Annotated in this window: 13 protein-coding genes; 2 read left to right on the forward strand and 11 right to left on the reverse strand. The window is 66.3% G+C overall.

Annotated features, from left to right (window positions below):
- Positions 1-12 precede the first annotated feature (12 nt).
- The 3 genes from RBB42_RS10850 to RBB42_RS10860 all read right to left on the reverse strand — a co-directional run bounded on the left by RBB42_RS10850 (position 13) and on the right by RBB42_RS10860 (position 2,415).
- A complete protein-coding gene (locus tag RBB42_RS10850; protein WP_305967729.1) occupies positions 13-435 on the reverse strand; it encodes a DUF4345 domain-containing protein in 423 nt (140 codons plus the stop codon).
- 30 nt (positions 436-465) lie between these two features.
- Positions 466-1,287 (reverse strand): SDR family oxidoreductase, encoded by an 822-nt coding sequence (locus RBB42_RS10855; protein ID WP_305967730.1) that lies wholly within the window; start codon positions 1,285-1,287, stop codon positions 466-468.
- 105 nt (positions 1,288-1,392) lie between these two features.
- A complete protein-coding gene (locus RBB42_RS10860; protein WP_305967731.1) occupies positions 1,393-2,415 on the reverse strand; it encodes an AraC family transcriptional regulator in 1,023 nt (340 codons plus the stop codon).
- 230 nt (positions 2,416-2,645) lie between these two features.
- Here RBB42_RS10860 and RBB42_RS10865 point away from each other — a divergent pair, with 230 nt between their 5' ends.
- Both RBB42_RS10865 and RBB42_RS10870 read left to right on the forward strand, forming a co-directional pair.
- Positions 2,646-3,686, forward strand: a complete 1,041-nt coding sequence (locus RBB42_RS10865) for an ABC transporter ATP-binding protein (protein WP_305967732.1) — start codon at positions 2,646-2,648, stop codon at positions 3,684-3,686.
- Positions 3,683-4,201, forward strand: coding sequence for an HD domain-containing protein (locus tag RBB42_RS10870; RefSeq protein ID WP_305967733.1), 519 nt, complete (start codon positions 3,683-3,685; stop codon positions 4,199-4,201). Before RBB42_RS10865 ends, RBB42_RS10870 begins: the two co-directional genes overlap by 4 nt.
- Positions 4,202-4,207: 6 nt before the next feature.
- On the opposite strand, the gene RBB42_RS10875 is transcribed toward RBB42_RS10870, so the two are convergent.
- The 8 genes from RBB42_RS10875 to RBB42_RS10910 form a co-directional block, all read right to left on the reverse strand.
- Entirely contained in the window at positions 4,208-5,917 is a 1,710-nt protein-coding gene (locus RBB42_RS10875; RefSeq protein WP_305967734.1) for an ABC transporter permease, read from the reverse strand.
- 4 nt (positions 5,918-5,921) lie between these two features.
- Positions 5,922-6,896 carry an ABC transporter substrate-binding protein gene (locus RBB42_RS10880; protein ID WP_305967735.1) on the reverse strand — a complete coding sequence of 325 codons (975 nt, stop codon included), beginning with the start codon at positions 6,894-6,896 and terminating at the stop codon, positions 5,922-5,924.
- Between the two features lie 77 nt (positions 6,897-6,973).
- Positions 6,974-8,710 (reverse strand): dihydroxyacetone kinase subunit DhaL, encoded by a 1,737-nt coding sequence (dhaL, locus tag RBB42_RS10885; RefSeq protein WP_305967736.1) that lies wholly within the window; start codon positions 8,708-8,710, stop codon positions 6,974-6,976.
- A gap of 25 nt (positions 8,711-8,735) precedes the next feature.
- Positions 8,736-10,406 (reverse strand): glycerol-3-phosphate dehydrogenase/oxidase, encoded by a 1,671-nt coding sequence (locus tag RBB42_RS10890; protein ID WP_305967737.1) that lies wholly within the window; start codon positions 10,404-10,406, stop codon positions 8,736-8,738.
- Entirely contained in the window at positions 10,399-11,937 is a 1,539-nt protein-coding gene (locus RBB42_RS10895) for an FGGY-family carbohydrate kinase (RefSeq protein WP_305967738.1), read from the reverse strand. Before RBB42_RS10895 ends, RBB42_RS10890 begins: the two co-directional genes overlap by 8 nt.
- A 102-nt stretch (positions 11,938-12,039) precedes the next feature.
- A complete protein-coding gene (gene derI, locus RBB42_RS10900) occupies positions 12,040-12,495 on the reverse strand; it encodes a D-erythrulose-4-phosphate isomerase (RefSeq protein WP_305967739.1) in 456 nt (151 codons plus the stop codon).
- Between the two features lie 18 nt (positions 12,496-12,513).
- Positions 12,514-13,281 carry a triose-phosphate isomerase gene (locus RBB42_RS10905; protein ID WP_305967740.1) on the reverse strand — a complete coding sequence of 256 codons (768 nt, stop codon included), beginning with the start codon at positions 13,279-13,281 and terminating at the stop codon, positions 12,514-12,516.
- Entirely contained in the window at positions 13,278-14,057 is a 780-nt protein-coding gene (locus RBB42_RS10910) for a DeoR/GlpR family DNA-binding transcription regulator (protein WP_305967741.1), read from the reverse strand. The genes RBB42_RS10905 and RBB42_RS10910 overlap by 4 nt, the downstream gene beginning before the upstream one ends.
- Between the last annotated feature and the right edge of the window lie 117 nt (positions 14,058-14,174).

The raw sequence follows: 14,174 nt of genomic DNA on the forward strand, positions 1-14,174 counted from the left end.
GCCAAGGCGGTGTCAGGTCGTCTGGACGGCGCCTCGTGGTACAGAGGTCCAAAGCCCCCGGCGAAAGGCCAGAAGGCAAAGCACGGCGATGCCGATCTCGAAGGCCAGCGCCCCGAGGATGCTGCCAGAGGGCACTCCGTCGGCCAGCAGACCCATCAACCGGCCCGCCGGGAAGCCGATGTACACGGTCAGCGCGGCCACCTGTGCAACCCGGCGCATGGCACTGTTCACCATGCCCCACAGCATCAGACCGCCCAGCACGGCCAGCCCGGCCCCGGGCGCACGCAGCTCGCTCAGCAGGCTCGCGTCATGTGGCAAGGTGATGCCGTAGCCGGCATAGAACCGGTGCGGGATGGCAAGGATGCAGAGACCGATGGCCAGCGCCGTGATGCCCGCGATCCCGAGCGTGATCTTCTGAAAAGGTGAAAAAGCCATTTGAGATCCTTTCCTGCGACAGGGTGAAGGTCAGGCCGCGAGCGGCCATTTGCCGGCCTGGGCTGCCGCGCGCGCAAAGTCGGCGAAGTCCCGGGGCGCCCGGCCAAGAGCGCGCTGCACGCCATCACCGAGACTGGCGTTGCGGCCGTCCAGCGTTTCGCGCGCGATGGCGGTAAAGACGTCAGCGACGAACTCGCCCCCGGCGCTGGCCACGTTGGCGTGGAACTCCTCGAATGAAATCGGGAGGTGCCGGATCGGGCGACCGATGGCGGTGGACAATTCCCCGGCCATGTCGGCAAAGCTCATCAGGCGGGGGCCCGTCACCTCGTACAACTCGCCTTCGTGGCCGCCTTCGGTCAGTGCGGCGACCACGACGGCGGCAATGTCTTCCACGTCGATGATCGGTTCCACGACGTCACCGCCAGGCATCGGCAGGACGCCGGCCAGCACCGGATCGCGCAGGTAGCCTTCGCTGAAGTTCTGCGCGAACCAGGCGGCGCGCACGATGGTGAAATCCGGACCGGCATTGCGCACAACCTCTTCACCCAGACGGGCGTGGTGTTCGCCCCGCCCCGAAAGCAACACGAGGTGTTCGACGCCGGCGGCGCGGGCGGTGCGGCACAGCGCGTCCAGCTTGTCGACGGCGCCGGGAAAGGCCAGGTCGGGGAAATAGGTGACATAGGCGGCGCGGACACCGGACAGGGCAGGGGCCCAGGTTTCCGGCGCCTCCCAATCGAAGGGGATCGGCGCATTGCGCGATCCAAGACGCACGGCATGGCCAAGCGCCTGAAGTTTGCTTGCGACGCGCGAACCTGTCTTGCCGGTTGCGCCGATGACGTGAATGGGGTGCATGGTCTGTCTCCTTGTCTGGAAGTGATGACAAGGGAATAGACCGGCGGCGGGCAGCGAGTATTGACCGCCATCGCCAGCATTTTGACCGTTGTTGCCAATGGGGCGTCAGCCCGCGCCGTGAGCCTTGCGGTAGCTTGCCGGGGTGCGCCCGACCCAGCGCTTGAACGCGCGGGTAAAGGAACTCTGCTCGGAAAACCCGGTCAGGAAGGCGACCTCTGCCAGCGAATACCCCTCGTCGCGCAGCAACCCCTCGGCCAGTTCGCGGCGGGTCTCGTCGGTCAGGGTCTGAAAGCTCAGCCCTTGTTCGGACAGCCGCCGGTGAAAGCTGCGCGCGCTGAGGCCAAGGCCCCGGGCGATATCGCCCATTCTGGGCAAGCCCTCGCTCAGTGCGCGGGCGATGGCGGCCTTGGACCGGGATTCCAGCGTATCCGCCCCGACAATCTCGGACAGTTCCTCGTCCAGATGTGAGATCAGGAAGCGCGTGATGCCCTCATCACCCAGGATATTCGGCTGTCTGACCGACTCGTGGGAAATCAGCAGCGCGTCCTGATCACTGTCGAAACGGACAGGGCAGCCGAACCAGCTTTCGTGGTGGGACAGGGTGCGCGGCGGCGGATGTTGAAACCGGACTTCGAGCGGGGCAAAGGGCACCGGGCTGACCTGCCGGGCAATCGAGACCGCGCTGGCCAGCGACGTCTCGTTCGAGAGCCTGAGACCGAGCCGCCGCATCCCGGCCCGTTGCAGGACCAGCAGGACGCCGCGCGGATCGGGACGCAGTTCGTATTCCACCACGCTGGTCCAGACACGCGCATAGCGTTCGATCCGCGAAAGCGATCCCATGAGGTCGGGCGCGGCCTTCCAGGCCAGGCCCAGTGCCCCGTATTCGTCACAACGCATGGAGGCGCCGACCTTCAGCGGCAGGTCGGTCGGGTCGACCGTTTCGGCGATCCGTTCCAGCATGTCGTAATAGACGGTCACGGGCACCATGATCTTGGGATCCCAGGGCGTGTCGTGGTCCAGTCCCAGCCCGCGCAGCAAGCCGGGGCCGTCGACCGCCGGTCCGACGGCCGCGATCACCTTGCGCGGGAAAAGGGATGTCACATAGCCCATGCGGCCCAGTTTACCCATCGTGCCGCATCGTGGTCCAACCCCAAGGCGATGACTGCCCGGTACCCGGAGCAAAATGGCATGCAGCTGGGGTTTTTCGGCTGCGGGGCAGGCATTTCCGCGGCATCGGGTTGCGGTTGCGCCGGTGCCGGTCGTAAGCATCGGCCAGCAAGGCGGACGCCGGGTGTCCGCCACCAGACGCCGGGATCCGCCGGAATCACCGGGGCCTGCGCGCAGCGAGGTAGGGGCGCATGACGACGGGTATCGAGGTCCGAAACATCGGCAAGGACTATGCGGGGAAACCGGCCGTCGCCGAGGTTTCATTCACGGTGGCCGACCGCGAACTCTTTGTCATCGTCGGGGAATCCGGCTGTGGCAAGAGCACGCTGTTACGCCTGATCGCGGGTCTTGAAACGCCGGATCGCGGCGAGATCCTCCTCCACGGCGACAGGGTGGCAGGGCAGGGCACGATGGTGCCGCCCGAACAGCGCGGAACCGGGTTTGTCTTTCAGTCCTATGCGCTCTGGCCGCACATGACCGTCCGGGACAACGTGGCCTTTCCGCTGGAAGCGGGAGGCATGTCGCGCAAGGCGGCGGCGCGCTCGGTCGAGACGCACCTTGAAACCGTTTCCTTGCAGGACATGGCGGGGCGCAAGCCCGAGGCCTTGTCCGGCGGCCAGCGTCAACGCGTGGCGCTGGCGCGCTGCCTGGCGGGCGGGGCGCGGACGATCCTCATGGACGAACCGCTGGCCAATCTCGATCCACACCTGCGCGGGACGATGGAACGCGAATTGCTGCATTTCCATCGCTCGTCCGGGGCGACCACGTTGTACATCACCCACGACCAACGCGAGGCGATGGCCCTGGCGGACCGCATGGCGGTGATGAAAGGCGGGCGCTTTCTGCAGGTGGGAACGCCGCAGGAGATCTACGAACGGCCCGGGTCCGTCGAGGTGGCGGAATTCATCGGTCATGGCAGCGTCGTCGACGTCCTCTATCGCGACGGCATGGCAGAACTGTCCGGCTGCCGGTTTGATGTCACCACCGCACCCGGACAGCCGGAGGGGCCGGCACAGGCGCTGGTGCGCCCCGAGGGGATCGAGATCCTGGAGGACGGCGACGAAGGGCATTTGGCAGGAACGGTGCGCAATGTCCTCTATCGCGGCGGAATCTGGGAAGCGGCTCTGGACCTCGATGCGGGCGCCAGCCTGACGGTGGCCTATCATGCGCCGATGCGGGTCGGGGACCGGCTGGCCCTGCGGATCAAGCGGGCCTGGGTCCTGCCGGGATGAAGGCGCCCGAAGACTGGTTTCCACCGGACGCGCCCCGACTGGCCCATATCAGGCGGGTTATGGAACTGGCCCGAAGGGTCGAGGCGCGGCAGGATTTCGGCGGGCGGCTGGTCATTGCTGCCGCCTACCATGACATCGGCTATGCCGAGACCTTTGCCAAGACAGGCTTTCACCCGGTCGACGGGGCCATTCTGGCCCGGTCCGACGGCTGCGATGCCGAGGTTGTCGATGCGGTGCTGCACCATTCCGGCGCGCGCGGGCTCTGCCTGCGGACGCGGCCGGATCTCGCCGAGCACTACGGGCCGACCTGCCGGATGATGGATACGGCGCTCAGCCGGGCGCTGACCTTTTGCGACAACCGGTCCGGCCCGAACGGAGAGGCCCTGACCCTGTCCCAGCGGATCGCGGACATACGCCAAAGACACGCGGGCAATCCCGCGCTGCTGGAAACGACCGCTGACCACTTGCCCCTGTTCGAGCGGATCGACGTCGAATTCGCGCCGCTCCTGTCCTGAGGCGGGTCACATCCGCCAGGGCACCACGCCGCGCGGCGCCTGTCGTCCCAGCCGATCCAATGCGGCCATCAAAAGGATCGTGGCCACCACCGTCACGCTGGCCATCGCGGCAGCAAGGGTCGTGTAACCGCCATCCTCGTAATTGTAGATCGTCGTGCCGATGGTCTCGTTACCGCTGGACCACAGCAGGGCCGAAACCGTGACCTCGTTGTAGGCGGTCAGAAAGACAAGGATCGCCCCCGAGGCTGCCGCCGGTGCGATGAGCGGCAGAAAGATCCGTCGCATCCGAAGTCCGTAGCACGCGCCAGAGATCCGGGCGGCCTCGTCCAGCGCGGGGTCCAGTTGCACGAAGGCGGCGCTGACGGGTTTCAGCGCGATGGAGAAGAAGGCGCAGAGATAGGCGACAAGGATGATCCCCAGCGTGTTGTAGAGCGAGACGTTGAACAGCGGCAGGGGCTTGAGAAAGGCGAGGATGAAGGCGATCGAGATCACGAGGCCCGGAATGGCGTAGGTCATCTCGCTCAGCGTCGCGATGCCCAGGCCGGTGCCCCGCACGGGACGCCGGGGCGAGGACATGAAATGCGCGACAAGGATGCTGCCCAGGGCGATGATTCCCGCAGCCGTGGCGGCCGTCAGCGAAGAATTCAGAAAGGCGCGCGCGGTGACGGATTGCCGGAACAGGATCTCGGCAAAATTGTCCAGCGTGATCGTGTTGCCGTTCAGCGGCAGGCCGTAGGTGCGCACCAGGGCCGTCGCCACCAGCGCCGCGATGGGCAGAACCAGCGTGCCCAGCACCAGCAGGGACAGCCCGGCCTCGGTCCAGCCGCGCATGCGTCCCAGGCGGATGTGCAGCGGCGGCTGAGGCGGGCCGATCAGTGTGCTGCGGGCATTCCGCAGCAGCAGCATCTGCAGCAGGATCACCATCACCGCCAGGAGCGCCAGGATCGAGGCGATCACCGCCACGTCGGTCAGCACAGAGGGGCCGAAGCTGGCCAGCCGTTGCCAGATCAGCACCGGCAGGGTGATGTAGCGCGCGGGAATGCCCAGCAGCGCCTGAATGCCGAAATTCCCCAGCGCCGAGACGAAGGCCAGCGCATATCCGGCGATCAGTGTCGGGGCCAGCAGCGGCAGGATTATGCGCCGGAGCAGTCTGCCGCCACCGGCGCCGGCGATCCGTGCGGCATCGCTCATCTCGCGCGGCAGGGCGCGGAGCGCGGCCAGGACAACAAGAAAGACCAGCGGCGTATGCTGGACGCCCAGCAGAAAGATCAGCCCGCCGGGGGAATAGAGGGGGTGCGTGGTGCCCAGTTCCGGCGCGATCCCCAGGCTGCGCAGGATCGGAGAGGACGGGCCCATCGCCTGGATCCAGGCAATCGCCGTGACATGCGGCGGAATCATCATCGGGATCAGCAGGAGAAAGGTGAAGATACCTTTCCAGCGGATATCGGTCAGACCGATGGCCAGCGCGATCCCGGTGCCCGCGACCAGCGAGATAAGCGACGAGAAAAGGGCGCTTTCCAGTGAATGCGTGAAGGCGCGCCAGACCGAGCGCGAGGACAGTGCATCCGACAGGGGCGCCAGCGAAAGGACGTCGTCCTGTGTCACACCGACACGCGCCAGCAGGCCCAGCGGAAAGACCAGCAGGGCCAGCGCGAAAAAGGTGACAGCGGCAAGGGTCAGGCCCTCGCCGCTGCGCAGGAAGTTCAACAGCCGCAAGAGGTCAGCCGCCGAAGATCTCGGTGAACTTCATCTTGTTGGCCTGGTCGTTTTCCAGGGCCTTGGCCGGGTCGAAGTCCAGCAGCTTGATGTCGTTCAGCGCCGGGAACCCCTCGGGCGGGGTGATGGCGGGATGCGCGGGCAGGTATCCCATGTCGGCGGCCAGTTGCTGGCCTTCTTCCGAGATCAGGAAGTCGACAAAGGCCTTGGCGGCGTCCGGGTTCTGCGCGGTCGACAGGATCGCGACCGGCTCTGTCACGGCCGAGACGCCTTCCTCGGGGAAGACGAACTCAACCGGGGCGCCGTCCAGCTTGTTGCGGATCGGCAGGAAGTCGACCACGAACCCATAGAGTTTTTCGCCCCCGGCGACGGCCTTGTAGGTGCCGCCATTGCCGCCTTCGGGGATGGCGCCCTGTGCGGCCAGGCCTTCGTAGAAATCCCAGCCCAGGTCGGGATGCGCGGTGATGGCGGCCATGTGGATGGTCGCCGCGCCGGATGTCAGCGGCGAAGGCATCGCCAGCTTGTCCTTGGCCGCCTCTTTCAGCAGGTCGGCATAAGAGGTCGGGACCATCTCGGCGCCGGTGTTGTAGACGATGCCGGTGGTGATCAGCTTGGTCGAGAAATAATGCCCTTCGGCATCCATCAGCGCGGGGTCATAGGCGCTGGTGTCGGCCTCGGGGTAGGCCATCAGGCGACCTTCGGCCTCGAGCCCTTCCATCGTGACCATGTCGGCGATCAGCAGGACGTCGGGCTGCGGGGCGCCGGCGGCAAATTCGGCGCGCAGCTTTGCCATGACCTTGGTGGTGCCGTCGCGAATCCATTCGACCTCGACCTCCGGGTACTTGGCCTGGAAGGCGTCGACCGTTTGTTGTGCATCGGCATTGGGCTGCGAGGTATACAGCACCAGCTTGCCCGACACCTCGGCCATCGCCGAAGTCGAAAGCAGCGCGGCAGCAAGCGCGGTAAGGGCGAAACGCATGAGGGTCTCCATGATTTGGTTACATCGGCGACGGGCTATCAGAGCAATGTGACAGTCTTTCAACGGTCGGTCCGGTGCTACAGCGCATCCGCCCAGGCGGCCAGCAGCAAAGCGGCCGAGTCCGCGCCCGGGTCGACATGGCCGATGGACCGCTCGCCCAGTTTCCGGGACCGGCCCTTGGCGCTTTGCATCTGCGCGGTGGCCTCTGCGCCACGTCGGGCTGCGTCGCGGGCGCGTTCCAGCGTTTCGCGCAATGAGGCCCCCTCGTTGGTCGCAAGCTTTGCCGCCTCTGTGGCGGGCAGCCAGGCGTCCAGCATGGTCTTGTCGCCAAGTGTCGCGCCACCACGTCCCGCGATGCCCTGCGCCATGCCATCCAGCCAGGCGGCCAGCGCCCCGGCATCCAGCGCCCAGCGGTCGGAGACAGCCCGTCCGGCCGCGCCAAAGCCCGAGGCATAGAGCGGCCCGGCTGAGGCGCCGACGGCAGAAAGAAAGCTGTTGGCGATCACTTCGCAGAGGCCGGTGATGGTCATGTCGCGATCGGCGTCGTCCATCGCGTCCAGCACGGCCTTCCAGCCGAGTTCCATCGTGATGCCGTGATCGCCATCGCCGATTTCTCCGTCGAGCGCGCAAAGCCGGTCAACCGCCGCAAAGATCGCCTCGGCCCCCGCCCGCATCATGGCGCGAAACTCTGCCGGGGTGACGTCGCCATCGGTGCGCAGGTTGGCACGATCTCTGGCGTCCGCCACGCGATCGGCCCTGTGTCTATGCCTGCGCGGGCGGGCGGTGCGGGTCACATCGGGTTTGCCGACGCGCAGGGCGGGTGTCTCGCAGGGATGGTCAAGCCATTCCTGCAGCTCTGCGTCCAGCTTCATCAGCGTGATCGAGGCGCCTTCCATGTCCAGCGAGGTGCAGTATTCGCCGACCCAGCTGTGGTGAATGGTTATCTGTCGGTCGTCCAGCAGGTGCGCGACACGCCGATGCAGCAGGTAAAGCTCCATCAGGCTGGTCGAGCCCAGCCCGTTGACCAGCACGGCAACCCGGTCGCCCGCCGTGCAGGCCAATTCATCAAGGATCGGCGGCAGCAGGCGGTCCACGACGGCGTCTGCCCCCTCGGCAGGACCGCGTTCGATGCCCGGCTCGCCGTGGATGCCCATGCCGATCTCCATCTCGCCCACGGGCAGGTCGAAATTGGGGCGCCCGGTCTGGGGCAGGATGCAGGCAGAGAGCGCCACGCCCATCGTTCGCGTGGCCGCGTTCGCGCGCGCGGCGGCCCGTTCGACGGCATCAAATGGCAGGCCAAGATCCGCCGCCGCCCCGGCGACCTTGAAGACAAAGAAATCCCCGGCGATCCCGCGACGCTCTTCTGCCCGGTCCGGCGGGGCAGAGGCGATGTCATCGGTCACGAGGAAAGAGCGCGCGGTGATCCCGTGTTCTGCCAGTCCCTCTTCGGCCATGCCGAAATTCATCACGTCCCCGGTGTAATTGCCGTAGAGGAACAGCACCCCCGCGCCGCCATCGGCGGCAAATCCCGCGTCCATGATCTGCTTCGGTGAGGGAGAGGCAAAGATGTTGCCAAGGGGGGCCGCATCGGCCAGCCCCTTGCCCACATAGCCCGCGAAGGCAGGTTCGTGACCCGAGCCACCCCCGATGACGATACCGACCTTGCCGTCGCGCGGGCCGTTCAGCGCGACGATGGCCCGGCCGGTATCGCCTTCGACGCAGATGAGGTCGGGATGGGCCGAGACCATGCCGGCCACGAGGTCCTCGATCAGGTGGTCGGGATCGTTGATCAGCTTGCGGTGCTTCTGCGACATGATGCGGCCTCCCTGTCGGCGCAGGCTAGCGCAAGTCGAGGTGAACGCCATGCCTTTCGGACAGGAGGGTCGCCAGATCCGCCAGTTCCTGCTGCGTCCGGTCAGGGCCCCAGCCCAGGGCGCCGCCCGCAATCTCTGCGACCGCGCGGCACAGGGCGGGTGTCAGGCGACCACTGATGGCCAGCGATGTGCGGCGCAACAGGATGTCGGACAGGTGCTGGACCGACTCGTGCCGTGCGATCCAGTCGATCTCGCGGTCGGAGTGGTCCGGCGCGTCGGGCAGGGCGGTGGCCTCGACGCCCTCATGCGCGGCGATCTGGCGTGCGGTGGTCCCGTAGCGTTCCAGCAGCACGGCCAACCGGTCCGGTGCAACGGCGGTTTCTGCCGCTACGTCTGCGATCCAGTCCCGGCGCGCGTCCTCTGTCCGGGGCATGTCCCGCCCGCCGCCGATGGGCAGGTCGTCGGTCGTTTGCTGTCGCGGCTTGCCAAGCTCGGCTAGGATCCGGTCGCTGACCTCTGCCGAAAAAGCGCGGAAGGTGGTCCATTTGCCGCCCACCAGGGACATGACCGGAAAGGCGCGCCGTGATGTCGCCGGCTCCAGCGGAGCGGAATGGTCGCGGCTGATGAGCCCCGGGGCCACGCCCTCGGAGTTGGGCAGGGGGCGAATGCCCGCGTAGGCATAAACGATCTGGTCGTGATCGAAGTGAAGCCCGGGCAGCAGGTCGCGCAGGCTCTGGATGAAATAGTCGGTCTCGGCCTCGGTACAGACTGCGGCATCGGGGTCTTTCGCCGGGATGTCGGTGGATCCGACCAGTGCCTTGCCGTGAAAGGGAAAGACCAGCAGGATGCGCCCGTCGTCCCCTTCGAAATAGATCATCCGCCCGTCCAGTTGATCCAGCAGGTCGGGGTGATCCAGCAGGATATGCGAACCCTTTGTGCCGCCGATCAGCCGGGTCTCCAGCCCCAGAATTGCGTTCGCGCGATCGATCCAGGGCCCCGCGGCATTGACCACGAAACGCGGGCGAACGACACGGGATTGTCCCTGCGGCCCGCGCAGGGACACGGCGCCGTCACGGTGTCCCTCGACGGCGGTCCAGTTCAGTGCCTCTGACGCGGGCGACAGGGCGACCCCGTCAGAGGCCAGCTCCATCACCAGCCGTTCCGGGGCGGTCACGGTGGCGTCGTAGTAGGTGCCCACGGCGACGATCCGGGGTGTCAACGCCGGGATCTGGGCAAGGGCGCGCGCCCGGCCCAACATGCTGTGCCGGGGCATCTGGCGCGCTTTCGCACCGTAGAAGTCGTAGATCGCCAGCCCGGCCTTGATCAGCAGCGCCCCACGGCTGCGTGGCGCGGTCTTGGAGCCGAAAAAGGTGCGTAGCGCGGCCCAGACGCCCTTTGTCCAGGACTGGATCGGGATCACGGTGGGCAGGGGCCGGACGAGGTGTGCCGCGTTCTTCAGCAGCAGGTTCCGTTCATAGGTGGATTCCGCGACCAGGCGAAATTCCCCGGTCTCGAGGTATTTCAGCCCGCCGTGGATCAGGCGTGACGGGGCCGCACTGGTGCCTGACCCGAAATCGCCCTTGTCGACGATCATGCATTTCAGCCCCTGCGCGCAGAGATCGCGGAACACGCCGGCGCCATTCACCCCGGCGCCGATGATCAGAACGTCAAACTCTTCTGCCTCGGGGTCAGTCATCGGTGTTGCCCCGGGCAAGGGTTTCGAGGCTGTTCAGGCGATCCCAGGCCGCCCCCATGTCTTCGGCAATCTCGTGGTAGACGGCGTAGCGCCGTGCATAATGCGCGACGCGTTCGGGCGCGGGCAGATAGGTGGTTTCCAGCGCGGCCAGGTCACGCGGATCCGCGTTCCAGCCCGCGAAGGCGCCCACCGCGGCCCCGGCACAAAGTGCGGCGCCCCAGGCGGCGGCCTCGTCCGTGTCGGTGACGGTCACGGGCATGTCCAGAACATCGGCAAAAAGCTGTGCCACCGACGGGTTGCGCGAGGCGCCGCCGGTCAACCGGGCCTCGCTGCCGCCGAAACTGTCCCGCAGTGCATCGACGTGATCGCGGTGGTTGAAAGCCACGCCTTCGAGCAGCGCGGCCAGCAGGTCGCCACGTTCGTGCCAGCCCCGCAGGCCCAGAAAACCGGCGCTGGGCGCCGCACCCATCGGTGAGCCAAAGAGATAGGGGTGATAGAGGATCGAGGAGGGGCGGCTCAGCGCCGCGTCGATCTCGGGGCGCAGCAGGGCGTGGATATCCTGGCCCTCGGCTCGGGCTTGCGCGCGCTCCACGGCGCAGAAGGTATCCAGGAACCAATCGTAATTCGTGGTCGAGGCGGGCGAGATCGACATGTTGTTCCACTGGCCCCCGTCGATGGCATTGCGGCAGAACCATCGCGCATCCACGATCGGCTGGGTCGAGACGCTTTCGTTGATCGAATAGGTGCCCGCAACGATCCCAACGACTCCGGGCCGATGCGCGCCGACCCCCAGCGCCGAGGCGGTCACGTCATGCAGACCTGCCGCCACGGGGGTTCCGGGGCGCAGACCGGTTGCCTCTGCCGCCTCTTGCGTGATCTCTCCGACGAGGCTGGCGGAATGGTCGGCGCGGGGCAGGGCATCCTGCAATTTGCCCAGGCCGAAGAGATCCAGGGCTTCTTGCGACCAGACCTGTGATTGCACGTCGGTGAAGGAGGTACTGGCCTCGGTGTGATCGGTGCCGATGCGACCGCTGAGGCAATAGCACAGCCAGTCTTTGCAGGCGAGGACATGACCGATCTGCGCATAGCGGTCCGGTTCGTGCCGTTGAATCCAGCCAAGCAGGGCGGAGTGGGCCGAGACATGCGGCACCTGTCCGGTCAGGGCCAGCGCGCGCTGATCCGTTCCGTCGGCCTGCCAGTCCTCTACGATCCGAAAGGCGCGGCTGTCCAGCGACAGGATGCCGGTCCCCAGCGGGGCGCCCGCCTTGTCCAGCAGGTAGATCCCGTCGCCATGTGCGGTGGCAGCCACGGCGACGATGCGCGCCGGGTCGGTCCCGCTGGATTCGAGCACGTCGCGGATGGCCGAGGCGGTCTGCCGCCAAAAGTCGTCCATGTCCCGCTCGACCCGGCGTGGGGCGGGTTTCAGCTGGGTCACGTTGCGGCGTACGACGGCCAGCTGCGTTCCCTTCAGGTCGAAGATCACCGCCTTGGTCACGGTAAGGCCGCTGTCGATGGCCAGGATCCGGTCCATGTCATGCCCCTCGGGTTTGTCCGGGAAAAGGACGGAGCCCGGGGGAGGAAGGCCGGGCTCCGGATGTGGCGTGCATGCTTGGCGCCCGTGGGCGCGCCGGCATCACGCCTTGTTGTATTTCGCGTCGACCTCGTTGATCGCCTTCACGTTTCCGGCCGAGCGGCCCTCGGGGTCGAAGGAGGTCGACAGGAAGGCATCGGCGATGTCCTTGGCCAGTTCCGCCCCGATCACGCGTGCGCCCATGGTGATGATCTGCGCGTTGTTCGAGGTCGAGGCCTTGCCCGCCGAATAGGTGTCATGGCACTGCGCGGCGCGGATGCCGGGGATCTTGTTGGCCGACATGGCAACACCGATGCCGGTGCCGCAGATCAGGATCGCGCGGTCGTATTCGCCTGCCATGACGGCGCTGGCCACGCGGTCCGAGAGATTGGCATAGAACGGGTCCGGCCCTTCGCTGGTGCGCGAGATTTCCGCGACGTCGTGCTTGTCCTTGAGGTGGTCGGCGAGGACCTTTGCCAGTTCTTCGCCTGCGCTGTCGCCTGCAACTGCAATCTTCATGGGATCGTGTCCTTTCGTTCAGATGGCGGTGGAGCACCTGGCAAGGATGTCGAGGTAACCCTCGACATTCCAGGCAGAGCGCCCGATGAAAAGCCCGTCGATATGCGGGCACTGGATGAGTTCCTCGCAATTGCCGGGGTTGACCGACCCGCCGTAGAGACAGGACACGCGGCGTCCCAGAACCTCTTCGGCAACTGCGATGATCTCACCCTGCCGGTCGTCGGCATAGTCCGATGTGGCGGGGATGCCGTTCTCTCCGATGGCCCAGACGGGTTCATAGGCCAGCAGGATCGGCGCGGTTTTCCCGGTGTCGTCCAGCTTGCCCAGGGCGCCGCGCACCTGCGCTTCCAGCACCTCTTGCGCACGGCCCCCTTCGCGCTCGGCCAAGGTCTCGCCAATGCAGATAAGCGGGATCAATCCATGGCGCACGGCGGCCTCGGTCTTGAGGCCCACGGTCTCGTCGGTCTCGCCGAAATGTTCACGTCGTTCGGAATGGCCCAGTTCGACGATGTCCAGCCCGCAATCGGTGAGCATGAGCGGAGAGACCTCCCCGGTCCAGGCGCCCTGGTCGGCCCAGTGCATGTTCTGGGCGCCGACCTTGACCGAACTGTCCGCAAGGATCTGCTTGACCTCGCGCACGGCGGTGAAGGGCGGGATGACGAAGCGTTGGATGCGCGGGTCGCGATCCGCGTCCGCCCCTGCCAGCGCGGAGGCAAAGGCCTGTGCCTCTGCCAGCGTCTTGTTCATCTTCCAACTGGTTCCGATCCAGAACTGCGGGTGTGTCATGCCTCGGCCTCTTGGGTGTCTGCGAATGTCAGGGGCAGCCCGGCCTGCTCCAGGGCCGCGCGGGCCTCGGGGGCGGGGGGCTGGTCGGTGATGATGTGGTCGAACTCGGACAGGGCGGCCAGTCGGTGCAGGGCGGCATTGCCAAAGCGGCTGTGGTTGACCAGCAGCACCCGGCACGCCGCCTGCCGCATCATCGCCAGCTTTGACCGGACCACGGTTTCATCCATGTGAAACACCTCCAGCCCCGATACGGCGGGAGAGGAGATAAAGGCCACGTCGGCGCGCAGATGCGCCAGCGCATCCTCTGTCACCTTGCCGAGATAGGCGTTGAACTTGGCGGAATAGACGCCGCCGAGGGCGATCAGCGTGACCCCGGCTTCTGCTCTCAGCGCGTCCATCACCGCCGCGTTGTTGGTGATCACGGTCAGCGGACGGCACGCGGCAAGCTGCTGGCCCAGGATCGCGGCCATCGAACCGTCATTGATCATGACCGTCATGCCCGGCTCGACCAGGCGCAGAGCGGCCCGGGCCATCGCCATCTTGGCCGGTGCGCCCTGCCGTTCGCGAAAGCGGAAATCGCTTTCGAACTGGGTGCCGGAGCGGATCGTGGCGCCACCGCGGATCTTGCGCAAGAGCCCCGCGCTTTCGAGGTCGTCGAGGTCGCGATGGATGGTCATGCGGGACACGGCGAAACGATCGGCAAGCGCATCAAGCTCAACCTCTCCGTCCGTGACCAGCAGGTCCATGATCGCCTGTTGCCTGTCGTCTCTCTTCACCGGTCACCTCCTGAACGTAACATCTCACATCACAGATTTACCGTCAATTATGTTATTTTGGGATTTCATGTTGTGATTTTTATCAGGTTCGCGTAACACCGGGGCAACGCAGGAGGA

The organism is Mameliella sp. MMSF_3455, from assembly GCF_030733205.1.
Lineage (GTDB): Bacteria > Pseudomonadota > Alphaproteobacteria > Rhodobacterales > Rhodobacteraceae > Antarctobacter.